The organism is Paraburkholderia phytofirmans PsJN, assembly GCF_000020125.1.
In the GTDB taxonomy this organism is placed as follows: Bacteria; Pseudomonadota; Gammaproteobacteria; order Burkholderiales; family Burkholderiaceae; genus Paraburkholderia; species Paraburkholderia phytofirmans.
Window position 1 is genome coordinate 1,440,633 of sequence record NC_010681.1, and the last position, 21,871, is coordinate 1,462,503.

Sequence of the window (21,871 nt, forward strand, 5' to 3'; positions counted from 1 at the left end):
TCATTTTGATTCATCTTTCGACTCCTTCGGCACGGGGCGAAAGCGCTTGCCCGGCGCCAACGCGGTTAGTCGCGCCATGGCCGCCGCGGGAGATTTTTCTCCCGCAGCCGGGGCGGCGGCGAATACGTGGGGAAGCGAAAAATAGATCGCTGCGCCCTTGTCGATTTCGGCCGCCGCCCAGGCTTTACCGCCGTGCCGCTCCACAATTCTTTTGACGCCAGCAAGCCCGATTCCCGTACCGGCGAATTCCTCGACCCGATGCAGCCGCTGGAACACGCCGAAGAGTTTATCGACGTAGCGCATGTCGAAGCCGACGCCGTTGTCTTTGACAAAAAAGACATCCTGCCCGGCCAGTTCGCCGTCACCCGCATAGCGGCCGATTTCGATTTCAGCGCGCTCGCGGGTCGACGTGAATTTTACCGCGTTCTCGATCAGGTTCCGGAGCACGACATGCAGCAGCACGGCGTCGGCGGTCACATGGCCGAGCGCGCCAACGCGCCATGCAATGTCGCGCGAGGGCGCGTCCTTGACTTCGTCCGCGATGAGCGCTTCGGTCATGGCGTTCACATCGACCGATTGCGGACGCAAGGCCGCGCGCCCCATCTGCGAAAAGGCGAGCAGATCGTCGACGAGTTTGCCGCCGAAGCGCGCCGAGGAAATGATTCGCTCGACGAAATGATTGCCGCGCGCCGACAGGCGCTCGCTTTCCATCTGGCGCAGCAGGTCGCCGAAACCGACGATGTGCCGCAGCGGCGCGCGCAGGTCGTGCGATACCGTGTACGAGAAACCTTCGAGTTCCTTGTTGGCGCGCCCGAGTTCGAGCGCCAGTTGGGCGAGTTCCTCGGCGCGGCGCAGCACGATGCCCAGCAGCGCGGTACGGAACTCGACCGCGATTTCGAGTTCGGCGGGACGCCAGGCCGGCGAGCGGCCGCGTACGGTATCGGTCCAGACAGCAAAGCTCTCGCGCGGCGAGAGGGAAGCGGACAGGCTGGCCAGTTTCACGCGCGGATCGCCCGCCCATTTGATCGTCTGAACGACTTCCTTGCGAAACCACAGCACGTAGTTGCGAAACAGCTTGGAAATCGATACCGCGAGCACGCCCGCAAAGTCAGGATTAACCGGCAACGCCGGGTATGCGGTAGCGAGCGTGTCTGTGGCGAAGGTGTCGTCTACTTGCGTGTCGAGCCATTCGACGAGCTTCGACACTTCCGGCTCGGAAGGCGTGGTGCCGACCAGCAGCACACGCCCGTCGAAGACGATCGCCGCGCCGTCCGACGCGGTCAGTCCGAGCAGATCTTGCGGATCGCCGGCAAGCGCGTCCGTGAAACTGTCCGTATTGGCCATGACCGCGAGCAGGCGCGCGAGCGCGCGGCGCAGTTCGAGCCGGTACTCGGCTTCCGCGTGATCCTCCTTCGCTTCGATCTGCAGCGACAGCACTTGCGCGATGTGTTCGCACGCGGTGCGCACCTCGAAGGGCGGGACGCGCGCGGTGTCGTGATGGCAGGAAATCAGTCCCCACAGCTTGCCGCGCACCACGATCGACATCGACATGGACGACAGCGTGCCCATGTTCTTCATATATTGCACGTGCACCGGCGAGACGCTGCGCAGCGACGCGTAGGTGAGATCCGTCGGCCGGCCGGTGGACGGATGCAGCGGCGGCACGAGCGGCGCGGGCCGGTAGTCGGCGTCCGCGATCAGACGGATGCGGTTGCGCACATAGAGCGCGCGCGCTTGCGCGGGGATGTCGGAGCCCGGGAAGTGTTGGTCCGCGTAGGACGCATAACCCGGCTCGACATGTTCCGCGATCACGTGGCCGCTGCCGGTGCCGTCGAAGCTGTAGACCAGCGTGCGGCCGTAACCGGTGATGCGCTGCACTTCGTCGGCGGCGAGTTGCGCGAGTCCCGCGACCGTTTGCACGTCTTCCAGACGGTTGATGAACGTGCGCACCAGCGGGTACATGGACGAGAACACGTCGAGCGTGCCGCGTGCCGGTTCCAGTTCGACGATTACGACGCCCTGATACCGATGCACGATGACGGCGAACGGCGCGGCGGGTGAACCGGCGACGTTCGCGCGCGGATCGTTCATCGAGCCGACGTAAAGCGGAATGCCTTCTTCCTGGTGCGTGGCCAGCGTACTGACAATGCGTTCTGCCCATTCGTCGCCGACGATTTGCGCGATCGGCTGGCCCAGCGCGTGTTCCGCGGGTAAGCCGGTCAACGTTGCCGTGTTGGCGCTGACTTGCAGCAGCGTGCCGGTGGCCGAAATGCTGAACAGAAAACCGTGCGGCTGGATGCCGCCGGGAATCTGGATAGGTTCTCTCGCGCAGTCGGCTTCGACTGTCGAAGACGCGGAAGAGTTGAGGTCTGCCATGCGTGCTCCACGAACGGTACGCTTCATTTTCGCATAGCAAGCGCGCGCGCTCGCTTGAGTGGGTCGATGGCGAGGCGCCGATTGTTCAATGCCCGCGTGGATGGGCCAGGAAAAACCTCACCATTTCCGCGGTGGCGTCGGGACCGGACGGATCTGTGTACGAACCGCGCTGACTGCCGCCGGCCCACGCGTGAGCTGCGCCGTGAATCGACCACGACTCCGCTTCCACGCCGTTCGCCGCGACATGCCGTTGCCGCGTATAGGCACGCTGGCCGCTTGCCGCGCCCGATTGCTGGCTGAGGGTGGTGGTGCCGGCGTCGAAGGCCGCGACGATCTCGGCCGCGTTCGACGGATGGACCGTCGTGTCAGCGTCGCCATGAAACACGATCAGCGGACGTTGCGGCGTGCCATGTGCGCGTTTGCCTTGCGCTTTGCCGCCCTTCATCGCGCCGAGCGCCGAAGGCAAGTCCTTCGCGCAGCCGTAGGCGAGCCCCGAATGCACGCCGGCCGCGGCGTAGAGATCGGGCGACGTCTTCAGCATGATGTCCGCCATCGCCCCGCCCGCCGACAGACCCGCGACGTACACGCGCGCGGGATCTACTCGATAGCCACCCATCACTTCTCGCGTGATGCCGGCGATCAACGACGGCTCGCCCTGGTCGCGCAGTTGATCGGCAGGCTTGAACCAGTTCCAGCATTTCGAATGATTGGCCGCTTGAGCCTGATTCGGATACACGACGATAAAGCCATGACGCTCGGCCATTTCGTTCATGCGCGTGCCGGCGGCGAAGTCGTCGGCGTTCTGCGTGCAGCCGTGGAGCATGACGATCAGCGGCACGGGTTCGCTGTTGTAGACAGCCGGCACGTAGAGCTTGTACTGGCGTTGGCCCGCTGCGTTGCTGAACGTGTGCGTGCTGAAGGTGCCCGGCGAGTCGGCTTCGAAAGACGGCGCGCCGGGGGCGTGCGGAGCGGGGCGCGCCTGCGCTTGCGTTTGCATTTGCTTCCACGCTTGCGCCCATTCGCTGGCATTCGGCGTGTTCGATGCTGGGGAGTGGTCCGCGCGGCCCTCGTTCGCTTTGCCGCCCGCGAGCGCGCGCTGAACCGCCGCGGTGGCTTCCTGCGGGCCCTTCGTGCGCAATAGCTCGAAGGCATCTGTCATCGATTTCAGGAAATCTTCGTTCATCTTCATGGTGGTTGCGTAGACCTGTGTGGGGCGTGGGTGAGCGAGTCGATTGATGCGTCGCTGCTTCAGCCACGGCAATGAGTCGAGCGCCGCGCCTAGCTGATGCGGCCGGCAAGCGCCGCCTTGACAGCGGGCGACGCATGAAACGCGCCTAGCACCACCACCGATGCAATCGTGGCCGCCGCGAGCTCGGGCGGCACATCGGCTGCGATGCTGGCGAGGCCTAGCACGTGAATGTCCAGTTGTTCGTGCGCGGCCTGAGCCGCTTCGAGGTCCTGACGCGAGAAGTGCTGCATGCCCAGCACCATGGCGCGCCGGGTCACCGTCTCCGCGACGGCCTGAGCATGCACCGCGATCTGGTTGCGGATCGCCGTGCGGATCAGGTCGGTGCGGTTCGAGTAAAAGCCCTCTTCGACCAGCAAATCGATCTGGCCGAGGTCGATCGGGCCCAGGTTGATGGTGATTTTTTCGGTTTCGCCGCCTTTCGGGCGTGAAGCGTCGATGAGCTTGAGTTTTGACATTTACACTCCGGTAGCCATCTGATGGCCATCCAATTAACATCCAGTGGGATGGTTATACGCCTCGCGGCGGAGCGCGGTCAAGAAGGAAATTGAGGGTTCGTTCGGGGTTTGCCGTGGGCAGCGGAGGGCCGTGAAGCGCCTCGCGGGTGCGGGTCCTGCGATTGCAAGTCGAGGTCGCTCTGGTCCCATGCGCCGCAATCCGCATGGGACCACAGCATTCTTTTTTATCAGTAGAATGCTGCAATCGCAAAGGGCCGTATTGCTTCGAAGCCGGCTTTCAGGCCCACCAGGCTAACGAGCTCGTTAAGACCGTGATGCCCATTAGCACACGTGCTGTCGCAAGACGATGCGGACAAGTCAAACGCACAACTTGTCCGGCCGATGCAGTTCGGGAGGAAGGGGTACGCCACCCGGAAAGAACGGGTTGCTGCGGCGACAACAGAAATACCGATGGCGACGCTTCGTCACCTGGACCTGAGGACACCGTCGACGCTGAACCGGCCGCCTGCCGGCCTGGTATAGCACCAGATTTCAAACCAACTTCTCGTGGTACTTTCCTGGCCGCCATACTGTGTATTCCAAAACGCAAATCGATCCGGTAGTGAGCTTCCTCAACTCGCAGGGCGAGCAGGTGCGGGGCACGATCATCAATCTTCAGCGAAAGTCCCTGGTGATGGAGGTCTATAACCCGTACTCGATTGTCCAGGTCAGCGAGGTGTTGAGCGACCTGTCGGTCAAGATGGGTGTTGAGCACGCCTATTCGGGCAAGGCGGTCGTGATCAGCATGGTCAACACCGGCCTGACAGCCATTGTCTCGGTGACGTTGATCGCCGAGTGGCGAGAACTGAGCGGCGGCACGCTGGAAGCGCGCGCGGTCGGGGAGGAAGCGCGCCGCTTCTCGCAGGACTGGGCCGAGCGTTTCAAGATCCGCCGTGACTACCAGATCGCGGTCAACCAGATCCGGGCGTTTCTCTCGGACATGTCGCGTTGGGTCGAACAGGCGGACCTGGCCGACAGCATGCCGAAGGAAGGCAAAAGCCTGCGCGAGGACTTCTTCCTCGAACTGGCATCGCCGCTGATGGAAAGGACCAAGGTCTACTTCGACGAATTCGAAGGCGAGGCACGTCTGGTCGACGAAGAACTCGCGCCGGCGCACCGTGCCTTTGCTCAGGCCGCGCTGCATCCGCTGCTGCTGCGTTCACCCTTTGTGTTCCGCACGTTCACCAAGCCGCTGGGTTATGCCGGCGACTACCAGATGGTCAACCAGATGCTCGACGATCCCCGCCAGGGCCCGAGCACGTATTTCCAGATCGTCAACGCGGCCTTCCTGCAAACGGCCGTGGCACGCGCGCACCGCAATCGCGTCGAACTGCTGGTGGACTACCTGACCCGGCTTGCCAATGAAGCGCGCGCCGCGCGGCGGCCGTTCCGGGTCCTGAACGTGGGTTGTGGCCCCGCTCAGGAAATCCAGCGCTTCATGCATGAATACGACGAACCGGAGTGGCTGACGTTCGAACTGCTCGACTTCAGCCAGGAAACACTCGATTGGACCCGCGACCGCCTGGGCGCCATTGCGCAGAAAACGTCCAGGCGCATGACCATCAGCTATACCCATGATTCGGTCCACCACCTGCTCAAGCGCCGGATGGATGCGGACGCACCCGACGTTCGCGAGTTCGACGCGGTCTATTGCGCCGGCCTGTTCGACTATCTCTCGGACAAGGTCTGCGCCCGGCTGAACCAGCATTTCGCCAGCCGCACCAGGCCGGGCGGCCGCCTGCTGGTCACCAATGTCCACGCCGACAACCCGGAGCGCTTCAGCATGGAGCACGTGCTGGAGTGGTACCTGATCTATCGCAACGAGGCACAGATGGCCGAAATCATGCCGGAGAACTGCGGCGAGCCGCGCCTGTATACGGACGCGACCGGCGTGAACGTGTTCGCCGAGGTGGTGATCGGCCAGCAGCAAGTAGCCTGAGATGACGACATCGCTGGCTGGGCTACAGTCGAACTATCGTGAAGAATTGCGCGACTACCGGTTGCTGCGCAGCAAGGCCGGCGGTCTGACCGTGATCGTGCTTGTGCTGATGGGCGTGGCGCTGGACTATGTCGTGTATCCGGCCGAGCAGAAGCGCTTTGCCATCGTTCGGATACTGACCAGCGCGGCCATCGGCCTCGCATTGCTCTCGCTTTACACGCAAACGGGCAAACGCCACGTGCAGGTCATCACCTTCTTCTGGCTGCTGCTGCCGCAGGCAATGATCTCGTGGATGATTTATGTCACCCAGGGTGGGGAGTCGCTGTTCTATGCCGGACTCATGCTGACGATCTTCGCGGTCGGGATCCTGTTCCCCTCCGGCTACTGGCAGACGCTGGCATTCGGCCTGGCCACCGTCTTGCTCTATTACGTCGCCTGCGCGGCACATCCGGGCGGCATCCAGAACCCAAGCAAGTTTCAGTTCCAGCTCATCCTGATCTTCTTCTGCGCGTTGGCCAGTTCCATTTACACCTACTTCAACGAGAAGGGCCGTTTCCAGCTTTTCCGTTTGAAGGATGAGGTGGCGCACAAAAACGACCAGCTCGCCCTGACCAATGAAAACCTCGCGCAGATCAAGGGCCAGCTGCTGCAGCAGGAGAAGATGGCTGCGATCGGCACGTTGTCCGCGGGGCTGCTCCACGAGGTCAACAACCCGGTGAACTTCTGCCTGATGGCCATCGAAATAGCCATGGAGGAACCGCAGGTCAAGGACAGCGCGTCGCTGCAGGAGTGCCTGACCGACGTCAAGCAGGGCATGCACCGCATCCAGCATATCGTGTCGGACCTGAAGACCTTTGCTTACCGCAAGCCCGGCGCGGCGGCGGACGACGTGCCGTTCCTGTTCGAAAAGGCCCTTGACTCGTCGATCCGGCTGAGCGCGCATGAACTGCGCGGCGTGAGCGTCACGCGCGAGCTGCCTGGCGACACGCTTGTGCTGGGCGACGAAGCCGCCATCATCGGCGTGCTCATCAACCTGTTCTCGAATGCCGCTCTGGCCATGCAGAAGGCCGGCACCGTATCGCCGAAGGTCCATGTCACGGCGCAATGGCGGGACGACCGGCTGCATGTGAATGTGCGCGACAACGGCCCGGGGATCGCCGCGGAGAATCTGGCGCGGGTGTTCGAACCGTTCTTCACGACCCGCGAAGTCGGCCAGGGCCTCGGCCTTGGCCTGTCAATCAGTTATGCGGTGGTGGAGCGGCACGGCGGCACACTGTTTGCGGAAAGCCAGTTGGGCGAGTGGACAGCGTTCAACTTCGACCTGCCGCGTCTGGAGTGATGTCGAGATGAAAGAGACCCAGCAAGCGCGGCCCACTGTCCTGTATGTCGACGACGAGGAACTGGCTCGCAAGTACTTTGCGCGCTCGGCCGGCCGTGAGTATGAGGTGCTGCTCGCCGGCGACGCCGACGAGGCCCTGTCGATCCTGCGCCGCGAAGGTGCGCGCGTGACGATCCTGGTGACCGACTTCCGCATGCCGGGCCGGCACGGCGACGATCTGCTGCGGCAGGTCTCAGAGGAGTATCCGCATATCGTGCGAATCCTCGTGACAGCCTACGCGGAAAACCACGCGCTCCCGGGAGCGGTTGATTCTGGCGAAGTATTTCGCATCCTGGAAAAACCGCTCGGCGTGGCCACGGTGCGCGAGGTCCTGGCGTCAGCGGCAACGGCCACGGCATCGCGCCCGAAATGACGCGGCGTTTGCGGGTCGGCCCGGTTATCACGAGCGTCGGCGCGAGCGGCTGCGACATGATTTTCTGCAACCGCGTCATGCAGTCCTTCGGCGGGAGGATCAGGATCGTATCCGCGCCCGGCGCCGGCACGACCGTGACGCTGGAATGCCCAAATTTGAAAGATCGAATCAGGAGTTACCCATGAGCGATACGATTGCCAACCAGACACCGCCCCCGGCGATTCTGTTCGTTGATGACGAAGCCACCGCGGTCAAATACTTCGAGCGCGCCATCGGCGCAATCGCGCCGGTGGTGACGGGCGCCTCCGTGGAGGACGGCAAGGCAATGCTGGATGCCCACGCCGCCAGCCTGGCCGTGCTGGTGTCCGACCAGCGCATGCCGGGCGAATATGGCAACGAACTTCTGCGCTACGCGCGCGAGCGCTATCCGCACATCGTCCGGATTCTGACCACCGCCTATTCGGAGCTGGACCAGACCGTCGAGGCCGTCAACCAGGGCCAGATACATCGCTATATCAAGAAGCCTTGGGACATCAGCGCGCTGCGCATGGAGATGAAGCAGGCGCTGGAGCTGGCGGGACTGCGCAAGGAACGCGACCAGCTCGTGCGCGAGAAGCTGAGCGTGCTGCAGACGCAGACCGTGGCCACCCGCATCGGCATCGTGCAAACGTTGTGCGCCAGCCTGATAGGCCCCGGCCGCTTCCAGCCGGTGGAGACTTACCTGGCCGGTGCCGACCTGGCTGGTACGCGCAATGTGGAGCCGGACTGGCAGCGGATGGACTACGCCGACCTGGTGCGCGTCGAGAGCGAAGGCAGCGGCAGTTTCGGCCATGCGGTCAGCACGCGTCTGGCGCAGTTGCGTACGCAGAATGCGGGGCGTAGCGCTGCAGAGGCGGTGCAGGTTTTCACTGAAGTTCTCGGCGCCGCAGTGCGCGGCGATGGGGACGCGCTCATCTGGACTTCGCCGGCCACGTTGAGTGAGTTCCTCACCCGGCCCGTGGCTCAGCCTGTATCGGCCGAGCACGCTGGCTGGCTGGCTTGCCTGCTGTGGCTGGAAGAAGCCGGCGGCGCCCTGCGATGCGTGCGTGAAGGCGACACCATCGTCTGCCGCGCCGGCACACGCGCTGCCAGTTTTGCGACCGACCGCCTGGCGCTCTGGATCGAACGGTTCTCGGAGCGGGCGTTCGATTAGGCGAAGGAGACGATCCGCTGTACGAGAAGCAACGCATGACGCCGGCCGCTGCAACCCGTTGTTAGGCGTCCGCGCGCCCCTGGCGCCGTAGGACGACGTGCGTGGCCTTCTCCGATGCTGCGAATTCGACGCATTCGTATCCCAGAGCCCGCAAGTCAACCCCTTCGAACAGCCGTTCTCCTTGACCGAGCAGGACCGGTGCGATAGCAATGTGCAGTTCATCGATGAGGCTCTCGCGAAGATACTGCTGGATGGTGTTCGGTCCGCCGCCGATGCGCACGTCCATTCCACCGGCCGCCTCGCGTGCCCTTTCAAGCGTTTCCCGAACACCGCCCGTGACGAAATGGAATGTCGTGCCGCCTTCCATCTCGATGGGTGGACGCGCATGATGCGTCATGATGAAGACCGGAACGTGATACGGTGGATTGTCCCCCCACCAGCCTTTCCAGCTCATGTCCGGCCAAGGCCCGCGATCGGGGCTGAACATGTTCCTCCCGAGAATCCAGGCCCCGACATTCTCAAAACCACGAGCGGCGAAGTCGTCGTCAACCCCGGTCGTGCCGCCGTCCTTGCCGAACAAGGACCGCTGGAACGTGCGTGTTGGAATCAACCAGTGGTGTAGATCCGTTCCGCCGATGCCGAGCGGATTGTCGATGTCCTGGTTTGGGCCTGCTCCGTAGCCATCGAGCGAGATGGTGAAGCCGTTCACGCGAACTCGTGTCATCCTGTGTCTCCGTCTGGACGTTTGATCATCCGTTCTGGGACAGTGTACTGAGGTTGAGCCGGTTCGACAGATGGATATGCAGGAAACCTCACCACCTACGAGATGGGCTTTGCCTCCGGCAGCGTCCACTTCCCATCGAGAATTTCAATTCGAGGACGATAGAAGCGGACCATATAGTTCCAGCCCGGCATGATGGCGATGCAATTGGTTGCGCCAGGCGTGCAATCGCCGAAGCGAATGGTCGTCGAACCGCCCGGCGATTTTTTTGCGGTCAGGCTATTGATGGAGTATGCGTTGTCCGGGTTCGGGTGCAGGTCGCCGGCTGCGTCATACACGGTGACCGACCAGAAGGCGTCCACCGGCACATTCGACATGTCGAGACGATAAGCCGTCGTGCCGTCGTTTCGTTCCGGCGTGACAAGCTGGTAGTACGCATCCTTTTCCGGAATCCCACCCCATGCAATGGCGCTTCCGATCAGGTGTCGCACCGGGTCGACTTCGGCGGCCGTGCCGAACATCCGCCGGGAATCAGGAATGGTCGTACCGAGGGCGATCAGCAGTTTGCGGATAGTGTCCTGACTCGCGGTGTCCCAGCCAGGAACCTCGAAGCGACCCGGGCCATTGGGCTGCTCAACCCGGATGGCGTCTTGCAGTGTCCATGCCTGCTTCGCGTCGTCGGACTTGTCGGGATCGACCAGCGTACGGACACCCAGCAGGACGTAGCGGGTCCCGATGTCTTTTCTGTTGAATGTGTGGCTGGCGCCGCCGTGATACACGCCGAAGACGTGGCCGTCTTCGTCAAACACTGCGAGCGACATGTACCGCGTGCCGGCGTCGGGCAGGGTTACAGTGACTGGCCCGGCATCGAGATCGAATACCGCGCTCGAGTACAGCGTATCGCGGTTCGGGCGGACCACGGTCTTGCTGCCCACAGGCACGAACTCGCGCCCATGGAAGAACTTGCCGAAGCCGCCGCGTTTTACTGTCAGGCTGAAGTAGCGGTCCGATTCGCTGCGCGGGAAATTGTCGACAGTCACCCGGATGGGGGCGGTCTTCATGGTCTGCGCGTGAACATTCGGCAGAGCCACAATCACCATGGCACAAGCGACTGCACGCAATGGTTTCATGGACATCTTGGTCTCCCTCGTTTGGCTTGCGGTACGGCGAAATATTGCAGCGTGGGGGCTCGTCGGCGAGACATAGCCGCTAGCGGTCGCCCGGTCTCTGAGCACGCAGAACGGAAACTTCACCAGGTGTATTGCTTAGCGCACAAGCATGTACACCCTGGAGGCCTGCTCGACCTCCCAGTCCCGCACTGAACATCGGTTTCATCTGCGTCGTGCGACTCGAGCGTCGGGGCGTTCAGATCGGCTATGCAGCTTAACGCAGGCAAGCGCCGCCTTACCCCACTCAGAAAGGGGGGCGCCAGCATATCAACGGAGGGAACGGCGATTTGCCGCGTCCGGCAAACCCGGGTTAAAGCATCGGGATCGCCGAGAAATGCGATTGAAAAGTCTTCTTGCGCGACCTTGATCGAGATTGCGGAAACGCTCGGCTATACCTTCGGAGAAGGCATTTGCACGAGTATTTCAACGCTGGTCAGGCATGGCGCCTTTCTGAAAGTCACATCAGCACAATATCGTACTGCTCCTGACTCAAATTCGACTCCACCTGCAGCGACACCGGCTTGCCAATAAAATCAATCAGCATCGCCAGATGCTGCGACTCTTCCTCGAGAAACAGATCGATCACCTGCTGCGACGCCACCACGCGAAACTCGCGCGGATTGAACTGCCGCGACTCGCGCAGAATCTCGCGCAGCACGTCGTAGCACACCGTTCGCGGCGTCTTGACCTGCCCCTTGCCCTGGCAAACCGGACAAGGCTCGCACAGCACATGCGCGAGAGACTCACGCGTACGCTTGCGCGTCATCTCCACGAGGCCGAGCTGCGAGAACCCGTTCACCGTCACACGCGTGCGATCGCGCGACAGCGCCTTCTTCAATTCGCCCAGCACCTGATCGCGATGCTCGACGTTCTCCATATCGATAAAGTCGATAATGATCACGCCGCCCAGATTGCGCAGACGCAATTGCCGCGCAATGGTGTGCGCGGCTTCGAGGTTGGTCTTGAAGATCGTATCGTCGAAGTTGCGCGCCCCGACGTAGCCGCCGGTATTCACGTCGATGGTCGTCATCGCTTCGGTCTGGTCGATCACGAGATAACCGCCTGACTTCAGATCCACCCGGCGCGACAACGCGCGCTGAATTTCCGCCTCGATGTTGTACAGATCGAAGAGCGGCCGCTCGCCGGTGTAGTGGTGCAGCTTGGACGACACCGCCGGCGTGAACTCGGCCGCGAAATCGGCCAGCATCTGATACGTCTCGCGCGAGTCGACCTGAATGCGCGACGACTCGTCGTTGACGAAATCGCGCAGCACGCGTTGCGCGAGATTCAGATCCTGATACAGCAGACTGGTTGGCGGCATGCGCTGACCTTGCGACAGAATCGTCGCCCACGTCTTGCGCAGATACGCGACGTCGCCGGCCAGCTCTTCGCTGGTCGCATCTTCCGCGATGGTGCGCACGATGTAGCCGCCTTTCTCATCGGCGGGCAGCACGGCGGTCAGACGCGCACGCACGGCTTCACGTTCGGCTTCGCTCTCGATCTTCTGCGAGATGCCGATATGCGGCTCCTGCGGCAGATACACGAGCGTGCGCCCGGCAATGCTCACTTGCGTGGATAGCCGTGCGCCCTTGGTGCCGATCGGATCCTTCACGACCTGCACCATCAGCGTCTGGCCTTCGAAGACGATTTTCTCGATCGGCTGATGCGGTGTCTGATGCTGCGGCTCGCCGGCAATGCGCGGGTGCCAGATGTCGGCGACGTGAAGGAACGCGGCGCGTTCCAGACCGATGTCGATGAAGGCGGATTGCATGCCCGGCAACACGCGTACGACCTTGCCGAGATAGACGTTGCCGACGCGGCCACGCGACAGCGTTCGTTCGACGTGAAGTTCCTGGACGGCGCCTTGCTGGACCAGCGCGACGCGCGTTTCCTGCGGCGTGACATTGATCAGGATTTCTTCATTCATGGTGTTATTTTAGAAGTCGATGCGCGCTGCACGCAGGAGGGCAGCGCATTCAAAAAGCGGCAAACCCATGATACCTGAATAGGACCCGTCGATATGCTCGATAAACTCCGCGGCGCGCCCCTGCACACCGTACGCGCCCGCCTTGCCGAGCGGCTCGCCGCTCGCCGCATAGCGGCGGATCGCGTCTGCGTGCAGTGCAGCAAAACGCACCTTCGATACGGATAGCGCGGCGGGCAGCAACGTGCCCTCGGCATCGACCACGGCCACGGCTGTCAGCACTTCGTGATCGCGGCCGGCGAGGCGCTTGAGCATCGCGACGGCGTCGTCGGCATCGACGGGCTTGCCGAGTATCGCGTCGTCGATCGTGACGGTTGTATCCGCAACCAGAATCGGCCGCGCTGCGTGGCCGCCGGCCACGAGGCGCGCGCGCGCCGCATGCGCCTTGGCGACGCACACCCGCTGCACGTAGTCGTGCGCGCGTTCGCCGGGCAGTTCGGCTTCGAGCGCTTCGGCGTCTTCATCGGGGCGCGGCAGCAGCAGTTCGAAACGCACGCCGAGCTGTTGCAACAGCTCCTGGCGGCGTGGACTCTGCGAAGCGAGGTAGACGAACGGATGCAGCGAAGCGGCGGACGTGGACATGAACAGGTCTCGATGAAGCGGATTGCGTGAGGGCGCGACGGGCGTCGGGCGTCGATCGGTGCGGTGGGAAAATCGTTAGTGCGAGCATGACGACGCATACCGCGCGCACGTTGTTGTGCACGCCAGCATACGCGTCGCTTAACGCCGCAAATCGGCCGCCTCCACAGACGCCTTCATTGCGGATATCTTGCGCGGACCGAACAACATGGCGAAGGCGCGATTCTACGTGCGATACGAGGCGCGACTACGAGGCGCGATTTGGTGTCGCGACCGCAACCGGCACCCGCAACAAGCACCCGCAACATGCGCCGGCAATCCTCGACGCAATCCGCGCTCGCGCCCGCGCATTCTCCGCGCAGCCGCGTTCGCTCACACGCGATGATAGGGGTGATTTTGCGTGATGGTCCACGCGCGGTAAAGCTGTTCGGCAAGCAGCACGCGGACCATCGCGTGCGGCAAGGTCAGGCTGGAGACGCGCAGCAGCATATCGGAACGCGCTTTCAACTGAGGATCGAGCCCATCGGCGCCGCCGATCAGGAACGCCACGTCGCGGCCGTCCTGCTGCCAGCCGGGCAGGGCGCCGGCGAGCTGCATGGTGGTCCAGTCCTTGCCGCGTTCGTCGAGCGCGACAATGCGCGCGTTCTTCGGCAACGCGGCTTCGATTTTCAGCCGCTCGGCGGCCATCACGCTGTCCGCCTGCCGTCCCGACGAGCGCTGCTCGGGTTTGATTTCGCGCAACTCGATGCGCAGCTCGGGCGGCATGCGCTTCGTGTATTCGTCGAAGCCGGTGGCGATCCAGTCCGGCATCTTGTGGCCGACGGCGAGGATATGCAGTTTCATGACGGATCGAAAAACGCGAATGTCATCACGGACCAGAGCGTTGTGAAGCGCCCGCGGCCCGCCGGCTGACTGACTTACTTGCGGCGTGCGGCCGTCTTGCGCGCGGGCTTCTTCACGGCCGGCGCTGCTTCGAGTTCGTCCTCGTCCTCGTCTTCATCGGGTTCGCTCGAGCGCGCGCCGCCGAACGGATCCGGCGTGGACAGCTTGATGCGCACCGGCTTGTCGCCCCAGATTTCTTCGAGGTTGTAGTACTGGCGCAGCGCCGGTTGCAGGATGTGCACGATCGCGTCGCCGCAATCCACCAGCACCCATTCGCCGACGTCCTCGCCCTCGGTACTGACGATGTCGCCGCCGTTTTCCTTGACGCTCTCGCGCACGCTCGAAGCGAGCGCCTTGGTCTGGCGATTGGAGGTGCCGCTCGCGACGATCACGCGATCGAACAGCGCGGTCAGGTGGCTGGTGTTGAACACCTTGATGTCTTGCGCTTTGACGTCTTCGAGAGCGTCGACGATCACGCGTTGCAGTTTGCGAATATCCATTGAGGTTACCGGTGGTACAGATGATGTTGAAGAATATAGTCCCACACCGCGGTGGGGACATGGCTCGCCGCCTGGTCTTGCTGTTCGTCGCCTGCGAGGGCGAGCCGCTGGCTTACCTGTTCGCGCAGATGCGCGCGAATGTCGGTGGCCGAAACGTTGAACGCAAGCGTCGTATCGATCAGCAAGTGGCCGCAGGGCGTGGCTTGCAGAACGTCGGCGCGGGCACGGCGCGCGTCGATTTCTTTTGCGACCACGGGCGGAATCGACGCGAGGTCGAAGCCGGGCCGCGTGGCCGCGCAAATATGCGCATAGTCGAACAGGCGCCGCCAGTCGCGCCATGTGTCGAGATGCACCAGTTGATCCGCGCCCATCAGGAGCGCAAGCGAGGCATCCTCGCCTTCACGTTCACGCCAGCGTTGCAGCGTGTCGACCGTGTAAGTCGGGCCGTCGTGCTCGATTTCGTCGGTCGCGACACGCACGGTCGCGCCCGGCAACGCGAGTTCGCTAGCCGCCGCGCGCGTCATGGCAAGCCGATGCACGGCCGGCGAGACGTCCGCTTTCTGCCAGGGCTGGCCGGCCGGCAACAGCACGAGTTCGGTCAATTTCAGCACGTGCGCGAAACGCCGCGCGAGCGCGAGGTGGCCGTCGTGGATCGGATCGAAAGTGCCGCCGAGCAGTCCGATCCGGCGAGGCAGGGCAACAGGATGAGCGTTCGGCTTCAGGTGAAGATCCTTTGTCGTGACGATGCGCGGTGCGGGCCTGAGCCTCACACCCACTCGCGCGGCACGAGAAAATCGCTATAAAGACGCGCTTCCGGCGTGCCCGGTTCGGGGTGCCAGTTGTAGCGCCAGTTCACCACAGGCGGCATGGACATCAGGATCGATTCCGTGCGCCCGCCGCTCTGCAGCCCAAACAGTGTGCCACGGTCGAAGACCAGATTGAACTCGACGTAGCGCCCGCGCCGGTAGGCCTGGAAATCGCGCTCGGCCTGACCGTACGGAATGTTGCGGCGCTTTTCGACGATCGGCAGGTACGCTTTGAGGAACGCGTCGCCCACACTTTTGAGCATCGCGAACGATTGATCGAAGCCTGGCGCCGAAAAATCGTCGAAGAAAATTCCGCCGATGCCACGCGCTTCGTTGCGGTGCTTGAGGAAGAAATACTCGTCGCACCAGCGCTTGAAACTCGGGTAGAGGTCCGCGCCATAAGGCTGCAGCGCGTCGCGGCAGGTGCGATGGAAATGCCGCGCGTCTTCCTCGTAGCCGTAGTACGGCGTCAGATCCATGCCGCCGCCGAACCAGAACACCGGCTCTTCGCCGGGCTTGGTCGCGATCAGCAGACGCACGTTCATATGCACGGTCGGGCAGTGCGGATTGTGCGGATGCAGCACGAGCGACACGCCCATCGCCTCGAAGCCGCGACCGGCCAGTTGCGGACGGGCCGCGCTCGCCGAACCTGGCAAGGCGTCGCCCGCGACGTCCGAGAAACCGATGCCGGCCCGCTCGAAGAACTTGCCGCCTTCCAGAATCCGCGTGTAGCCGCCGCCGCGCAGCTTCTCGCCGGGCGCCCGCTGCCATGCGTCGGTGGCGAACGGCGTGCCGTCGAACGCGCCGAGCGTGTCCGCGATATGCGTTTGCAGGCCTTGCAGCCAGCTGCGCACGGCCTGTGCGTCGTAGCTCGAATCGGTCATGAATGCAGATGCTGAGGGCGGCACGCTTATCGTGCCGCAGGTTCTTCGTGAAGGGCGACGGCCGGGCCCGCGTCAGGGTGAATCTTGCGAAGGCGCGGCCATACGGGGTTTCGCTTCGGGCGGGAAACTGCCGCCGAGGCGGGCTTTGGTCAGGTCACGTTGGGCTCGTGCCGGTTCATATCGGCCCACCACCTGCGGCGGGCGTGGCCACCGGTGCAAAGCGTGACGCAACGCGACGTAAGGCGACGCAAACGCGACGCAAAACCCGTCGCGAAAACCCGCAGTGTAGCGCCGTTGGCGCCGCACGCGGGCGAGTGGGGTCGTCCCTCAGTGCTTGCCGTCCGTCTTGACGTCGTGCTTGCGGTTCAACGCACGGTAGCCGATGTCGCGGCGATACTGCATGCCGTCGAACGAGATCTGGTTGATCGTTTCATACGCGACCGACTGCGCGCTGCGCACCGAATCCGCCAGACCCACCACGCACAGCACGCGGCCGCCCGAGGTGGTCAGCTTGCCGTCCGCCAGCGTGGTGCCCGCGTGAAACGTGACCGAATCCGCGGTTTCAGCGGGAATGTCGTTGATGCGATCGCCCTTGCGCGGCGTGTCCGGATAGTTGTACGCGGCAAGCACGACGCCGAGCGCGGTGCGGCGATCCCACTCCAGTTCCACCGTATCGAGCGTGCCGGCGATGGCCTGCTCGACCACCTTCGAATAGTCGCCCTTCAGACGCGCCATGATCGGCTGCGTTTCGGGGTCGCCCATGCGGCAGTTAAATTCGAGCGTTTTCGGATTGCCTTGCGCGTCGATCATCAGACCGGCGTACAGGAAACCGGTGTAGCGGATGCCTTCCTTCTCCATGCCGCGTACCGTAGGCAGGATGATTTCGCGCATCACGCGGGCGTGCAGTTGCGGCGTGACGATCGGCGCGGGCGAGTAGGCGCCCATGCCGCCCGTGTTCGGACCCTGGTCGCCGTCGAGCAGACGCTTGTGATCCTGGCTCGACGCGAGCGCCAGCACATGTTTGCCGTCGACCATCACGATGAAGCTCGCTTCCTCGCCGGCGAGGAATTCCTCGATCACGACACGCGCGCCGGCGTCGCCGAGCTTGTTGTCCGACAGCATCATGTCGACCGCGGCGTGCGCTTCTTCCAGCGTTTGCGCAACCACCACGCCCTTGCCCGCAGCGAGGCCGTCGGCCTTGATGACGATCGGCGCGCCCTTGGCGTCGAGATAGGCGTGCGCGGCGGCGACGTCGGCGAAGGTTTCGTATTCGGCCGTCGGGATCGCGTGGCGCTTCATGAACGCCTTGGCGAAGTCTTTCGAGCTTTCCAGCTGAGCGGCTTCTTTGGTCGGCCCGAAAATCTTCAGACCGCGCGAGCGGAACAGATTGACGATGCCAGCCGCCAGCGGCGCCTCCGGCCCGACCAGCGTGAACGCGATCTGTTCCTGTTCGACGAAATCGGCGAGCGCAGCCGGGTCCGTGATGTTGAGGTTGCGCAGACGCTCGTCCTGGGCGGTGCCGCCGTTGCCCGGAGCAACGTAGACGAGCTGAACCCGCGGCGATTGCGCGAGCTTCCATGCGAGTGCATGTTCGCGACCGCCGGAACCGACGACGAGTAACTTCATGTGAATCCCCGAGACTTAAAAACCATAAACGGCTGACGCAGCACGCTCAGCCGTGGAAAGACAGCAAGGTTCGCATGAGGCCCGCAGCAGCCGGTGGCGGCGCGCAGGGCACAGTGCGAACCCGGGTGGTCGCGCGGCGTGAGGCAACACGCACGCCCGCTCAGCAACGACGCGAGGGCCGGCCGGCGGCGCTGGCGCGGTGCGAGGCAAGTGCATGCGCCACGCAACACGCGCCGCCGGGGCGCGCTCATTCGTCGGCGATCGCGGCGTTTGTATAGACTTCCTGCACGTCGTCCAGATTCTCCAGCGCGTCGAGCAGCTTCTGCATTTTCACGGCGTCTTCGCCGGTGAACTCGACTTCCGTCTGAGGTTTCATCGTCACCTCGGCCAGTTCGGCCTTGAAGCCGGCGGCTTCCAGCGCCGACTTCACCTTCGGAAAGTCGTTCGGCGGGCACAGCACTTCGATGCTGCCGTCGTCATTCGTGACGACGTCGTCGGCGCCGGCTTCGAGCGCGGCTTCCATCAGCTTGTCTTCCGCCGTGCCGGGCGCGAACAGGAATTGGCCGACGTGATCGAACATGAACGACACCGAGCCGTCCGTGCCCATGTTGCCGCCGTTCTTCGAGAACGCGTGACGCACTTCCGCCACCGTGCGCGTGCGGTTGTCGGTCATGGTGTCGACAATCACCGCCGCGCCGCCGATGCCGTAGCCTTCGTAGCGGATTTCTTCGTAGCTTGCGCCGTCCACGCCGCCCACGCCACGCTGGATTGCGCGATTGACGTTATCTTTCGGCATGTTGGCGTCGTACGCCTTTTCGACGGCGAGCCGCAGGCGCGGGTTCGAGTCGATGTCGCCGCCGCCCATGCGAGCCGCGACCTGGATTTCCTTGATGAGCCGCGTCCAGACCTTGCCGCGCTTGGCGTCGGCCGCTGCTTTCTTATGCTTGATGTTGGCCCATTTCGAATGACCCGCCATACCTATTCTCCATCGCGCGCGCCGCTGGGGCGCACGCATTATGCAATTGTCGTTGCGATGTCGGGCGCTTGCTCGTGTTCGCGCGCCGTGCGCGCGTTCGCGGTGTTGTGCGCCTCGCTGTCAAACCGCCCGCTGCCTGACGGCCCAGCTCAACTGTTCGTGGCCGACCGCCCGTGGCTGAGCGTTTCGCGCCTGATCACGGCCAGCCGGGTCCGGCTGGCGGGACCGCGAGTTCGCAGCGCGATTGGGACGGGGAGGTGCGGCTGGCGCGCGGCAAACGCCGCGCCGGCCTGCCAGGCCCCGCGAAAGGCGCGATGCGCCAGGCGGTGTGGTCAACGGTAATGCGAGTTGAGCCGCTCTTTGAGCGGATTCGAATTTTATCACGCCGCAAGGGGGCGGCAGAGGACGAGATAGCGGCCATCGCCGCGAAAAGTGCGTGGCGACGGCGGGTGGCGCACGCCGTCGCGCGCTTTTCAGGCCGCGTTCAGTTCTTCGTGCCGAACAGACGGTCGCCGGCGTCGCCGAGACCCGGCACGATGTACGCATGCTCGTTCAGATGCGAATCGAGCGAGGCGACATACAGCTTGACGTCCGGATGGGCGTCCTGGAACACCTGCACGCCTTCGGGCGCGGCGACCAGCGCGAGGAACATGATGTTCTCGCCGGCCACATTGCGGCGCTTGAGCACGTCGACCGCGTGCACGGCGGAATAGCCGGTCGCGACCATCGGATCGCACAGAATGAACACGCGGTCTTCGAGGTCGGGCAGGCGCACCAGATATTCCACCGGCCGATGGTCCTCGGCGCGATACACGCCGATGTGGCCCACCCGCGCCGACGGCACCAGTTCCAGCAGGCCGTCCGACATGCCGATGCCGGCCCGCAGCACCGGCACGATCGCCAGTTTCTTGCCGGCGATCACCGGCGCGTCGATCTCGACGAGCGGCGTGGTCAGGCGGCGCGTGGTCATGGGCAGGTTGCGGGTGATTTCATAGCCCATCAGCAGCGTGATTTCGCGCAGCAGTTCGCGGAACGTGCGAGTCGAGGTATCCCGGTCGCGCATATGCGACAGCTTGTGCTGGATCAGCGGGTGATCGAGGATGAAGAGATTGGGAAAACGGCTGTCCTGGGTCATGGCGGGTGCGCACGGGGCGGCTAGAGGGATCGGTTCGGCGCGCCGCGCGGCCGGAGAACCGGCTGGCTGGCGAACGCGCCACGGCGCAAGTTTACCGAAAGAGTGCCGCCCGAAGATACCGGAGATTGCACAGGCCCGGCACAGTCCGGCACCGATTCTTCTAGAATCGGGGAAACTTTTGCCGCGAGAGGGCCCTGGATTTGTCGCTGGGGTCGAGGCCGAGGGGCGAGCGCTCGAGGCGGTCCGCGGCTTCCCGAGAATGCTGCCTCAGACCTGTCGCAATGCGCCGAGCTTTACGGAACGTAGAAAACTTGCGGCGGCCCGGCGTTTTTCACGCGGCATAACTTCACGAGGAGAACACTGATGGACATGGGAATCGCAGGACGCACCGCGCTGGTCTGCGCGGCGAGCAAGGGCCTGGGGCGCGGCTGCGCGGAAGCGCTCTCCGCCGAAGGCGTCAACCTGACGATCGTCGCGCGCACCGCCGAGACGCTTGAGGCGACCGCGGCGGAGATCCGCAAGCAAAGCGGCGTGGAAGTGAAGACGGTGGCCTGCGACATCACCACGCCGGAAGGCCGCGCGGCGGCGCTCGCCGTGTGTCCGCAGCCGGACATTCTGGTTAACAACGCGGGCGGCCCGCCGCCCGGCGACTTCCGCGACTTCACGCATGAAGACTGGATCCGCGCGCTCGAGAGCAACATGCTCACGCCCATCGAACTGATACGCGCGACCATCGACTCGATGAGCGCGAACGGTTACGGCCGCATCGTCAATATCACAAGTTCGGCGGTGAAGGCGCCGATCGACGTGCTCGGCTTGTCCAACGGCGCGCGCTCGGGGCTGACCGGCTTCGTCGCGGGACTTGCGCGCAAGGTCGCGCCCACCGGCGTGACCATCAACAACCTGCTGCCGGGGCTGTTCGACACCGACCGCATCGGCGTCACTTTCCAGGCGCAGGCCAAGGCGCAAAACATTTCCGTCGACGAGGCGCGCAAGCAGCGCATGAAGACGATTCCCGCCGGCCGTTTCGGCACGCGCGAGGAATTCGGCGCCGCCTGCGCGTTTCTGTGCAGCGTGCATGCCGGCTATATCACCGGACAGAACTGGCTGATCGACGGCGGCGCCTATCCGGGCACGTTCTGAGCGGCCCATCATCGAGCGTCACCACAACAACGACAATCACAACGGTTTCAGGAGTCTTACGTCATGACCACCCGCATCGCGCTGATCGCGCACGATCATAAAAAGGACGATATCGTCAAACTGGCCGGCGAATACGTCGACACGCTCAGGCGCTGCGACATCGTGGCGACCGGCACGACCGGCGGGCGCATTGCCGACGCGCACGGCCTCACGGTCGAACGGATGTTGTCCGGCCCGCACGGCGGCGATTTGCAGATCGGCGCGCAGCTCGCGGAAGGGCGCGTGGACATGGTGATCTTCCTGCGCGACCCGATGACGCCGCAGCCGCACGAGCCCGACATCAACGCGCTGGTGCGCGCGTGCGACGTGCACAACATTCCCTGCGCCACCAACATTTCGACGGCGCGCATGGTGCTCGACTCGCTGACCTTGCGACTCACGCAACAGGTTTGAGCTTTCGCTCCC

General features: G+C 63.8%; 20 protein-coding genes and 1 pseudogene. 7 read left to right on the top strand and 14 right to left on the bottom strand.

Annotated features, from left to right (window positions below; genetic code table 11):
* The 3 genes from BPHYT_RS06325 to BPHYT_RS06335 all read right to left on the bottom strand — a co-directional run bounded on the left by BPHYT_RS06325 (nucleotide 1) and on the right by BPHYT_RS06335 (nucleotide 4,080).
* Complete coding sequence (locus tag BPHYT_RS06325; RefSeq protein WP_012432319.1) at nucleotides 1-2,376, bottom strand: ATP-binding protein; 2,376 nt, start codon at nucleotides 2,374-2,376, stop codon at nucleotides 1-3.
* Between the two features lie 85 nt (nucleotides 2,377-2,461).
* The gene (locus BPHYT_RS06330) at nucleotides 2,462-3,565 is read right to left on the bottom strand and encodes an extracellular catalytic domain type 1 short-chain-length polyhydroxyalkanoate depolymerase (RefSeq protein WP_012432320.1); all 1,104 of its coding nucleotides are present in this window, start codon (nucleotides 3,563-3,565) and stop codon (nucleotides 2,462-2,464) included.
* Between the two features lie 89 nt (nucleotides 3,566-3,654).
* Nucleotides 3,655-4,080 (bottom strand): CopG family transcriptional regulator, encoded by a 426-nt coding sequence (locus tag BPHYT_RS06335; RefSeq protein ID WP_012432321.1) that lies wholly within the window; start codon nucleotides 4,078-4,080, stop codon nucleotides 3,655-3,657.
* 571 nt (nucleotides 4,081-4,651) lie between these two features.
* Here BPHYT_RS06335 and BPHYT_RS06340 point away from each other — a divergent pair.
* From BPHYT_RS06340 to BPHYT_RS06360, 5 genes and pseudogenes are all read left to right on the top strand, one after another.
* Complete coding sequence (locus BPHYT_RS06340; protein ID WP_012432322.1) at nucleotides 4,652-6,058, top strand: class I SAM-dependent methyltransferase; 1,407 nt, start codon at nucleotides 4,652-4,654, stop codon at nucleotides 6,056-6,058.
* Between the two features lies 1 nt (nucleotide 6,059).
* Nucleotides 6,060-7,397 carry a sensor histidine kinase gene (locus BPHYT_RS06345; protein WP_012432323.1) on the top strand — a complete coding sequence of 446 codons (1,338 nt, stop codon included), beginning with the start codon at nucleotides 6,060-6,062 and terminating at the stop codon, nucleotides 7,395-7,397.
* 7 nt (nucleotides 7,398-7,404) lie between these two features.
* Nucleotides 7,405-7,779, top strand: a pseudogene (locus BPHYT_RS06350) (response regulator); the annotation flags it as partial.
* A 26-nt stretch (nucleotides 7,780-7,805) separates the two neighbouring features.
* On the top strand, nucleotides 7,806-7,994 hold the full coding sequence (locus BPHYT_RS39630) for an ATP-binding protein (protein ID WP_012432325.1): 189 nt from the start codon (nucleotides 7,806-7,808) through the stop codon (nucleotides 7,992-7,994).
* Complete coding sequence (locus BPHYT_RS06360; RefSeq protein WP_012432326.1) at nucleotides 7,991-9,001, top strand: response regulator; 1,011 nt, start codon at nucleotides 7,991-7,993, stop codon at nucleotides 8,999-9,001. Before BPHYT_RS39630 ends, BPHYT_RS06360 begins: the two co-directional genes overlap by 4 nt.
* A gap of 61 nt (nucleotides 9,002-9,062) precedes the next feature.
* Here the strand turns inward: BPHYT_RS06360 and BPHYT_RS06365 are convergent, their stop codons facing one another.
* The 11 genes from BPHYT_RS06365 to upp form a co-directional block, all read right to left on the bottom strand.
* A complete protein-coding gene (locus BPHYT_RS06365) occupies nucleotides 9,063-9,725 on the bottom strand; it encodes a dihydrofolate reductase family protein (protein ID WP_012432327.1) in 663 nt (220 codons plus the stop codon).
* Between the two features lie 95 nt (nucleotides 9,726-9,820).
* Nucleotides 9,821-10,858, bottom strand: a complete 1,038-nt coding sequence (locus tag BPHYT_RS06370) for a DUF1254 domain-containing protein (RefSeq protein ID WP_012432328.1) — start codon at nucleotides 10,856-10,858, stop codon at nucleotides 9,821-9,823.
* Between the two features lie 490 nt (nucleotides 10,859-11,348).
* Nucleotides 11,349-12,818 carry a ribonuclease G gene (gene rng / locus BPHYT_RS06375; protein WP_012432329.1) on the bottom strand — a complete coding sequence of 490 codons (1,470 nt, stop codon included), beginning with the start codon at nucleotides 12,816-12,818 and terminating at the stop codon, nucleotides 11,349-11,351.
* Between the two features lie 9 nt (nucleotides 12,819-12,827).
* A complete protein-coding gene (locus BPHYT_RS06380; RefSeq protein ID WP_012432330.1) occupies nucleotides 12,828-13,457 on the bottom strand; it encodes a Maf family protein in 630 nt (209 codons plus the stop codon).
* A 369-nt stretch (nucleotides 13,458-13,826) separates the two neighbouring features.
* Entirely contained in the window at nucleotides 13,827-14,297 is a 471-nt protein-coding gene (rlmH, locus tag BPHYT_RS06385) for a 23S rRNA (pseudouridine(1915)-N(3))-methyltransferase RlmH (protein ID WP_012432331.1), read from the bottom strand.
* Nucleotides 14,298-14,371: 74 nt separating this feature from the next.
* Nucleotides 14,372-14,836, bottom strand: a complete 465-nt coding sequence (rsfS, locus tag BPHYT_RS06390) for a ribosome silencing factor (protein ID WP_012432332.1) — start codon at nucleotides 14,834-14,836, stop codon at nucleotides 14,372-14,374.
* 5 nt (nucleotides 14,837-14,841) lie between these two features.
* Nucleotides 14,842-15,558: a nicotinate-nucleotide adenylyltransferase gene (locus BPHYT_RS06395; RefSeq protein ID WP_049869142.1), complete on the bottom strand. Its 717-nt coding sequence runs from the start codon at nucleotides 15,556-15,558 to the stop codon at nucleotides 14,842-14,844.
* Nucleotides 15,559-15,602: 44 nt separating this feature from the next.
* Nucleotides 15,603-16,526, bottom strand: coding sequence for an oxygen-dependent coproporphyrinogen oxidase (gene hemF / locus BPHYT_RS06400; protein ID WP_012432334.1), 924 nt, complete (start codon nucleotides 16,524-16,526; stop codon nucleotides 15,603-15,605).
* Between the two features lie 327 nt (nucleotides 16,527-16,853).
* Nucleotides 16,854-18,152 carry a phosphoribosylamine--glycine ligase gene (purD, locus tag BPHYT_RS06405; protein WP_012432335.1) on the bottom strand — a complete coding sequence of 433 codons (1,299 nt, stop codon included), beginning with the start codon at nucleotides 18,150-18,152 and terminating at the stop codon, nucleotides 16,854-16,856.
* A 247-nt stretch (nucleotides 18,153-18,399) separates the two neighbouring features.
* Nucleotides 18,400-19,128, bottom strand: coding sequence for a YebC/PmpR family DNA-binding transcriptional regulator (locus BPHYT_RS06410; protein WP_012432336.1), 729 nt, complete (start codon nucleotides 19,126-19,128; stop codon nucleotides 18,400-18,402).
* 484 nt (nucleotides 19,129-19,612) lie between these two features.
* Nucleotides 19,613-20,263: a uracil phosphoribosyltransferase gene (upp, locus tag BPHYT_RS06415; protein ID WP_012432337.1), complete on the bottom strand. Its 651-nt coding sequence runs from the start codon at nucleotides 20,261-20,263 to the stop codon at nucleotides 19,613-19,615.
* Nucleotides 20,264-20,626: 363 nt separating this feature from the next.
* On the opposite strand from upp, the gene BPHYT_RS06420 reads away from it, so the two are divergent.
* Nucleotides 20,627-21,406: an SDR family oxidoreductase gene (locus BPHYT_RS06420; protein ID WP_012432338.1), complete on the top strand. Its 780-nt coding sequence runs from the start codon at nucleotides 20,627-20,629 to the stop codon at nucleotides 21,404-21,406.
* Nucleotides 21,407-21,469: 63 nt separating this feature from the next.
* Nucleotides 21,470-21,859: a methylglyoxal synthase gene (locus BPHYT_RS06425; RefSeq protein WP_012432339.1), complete on the top strand. Its 390-nt coding sequence runs from the start codon at nucleotides 21,470-21,472 to the stop codon at nucleotides 21,857-21,859.
* Nucleotides 21,860-21,871 lie beyond the last annotated feature (12 nt).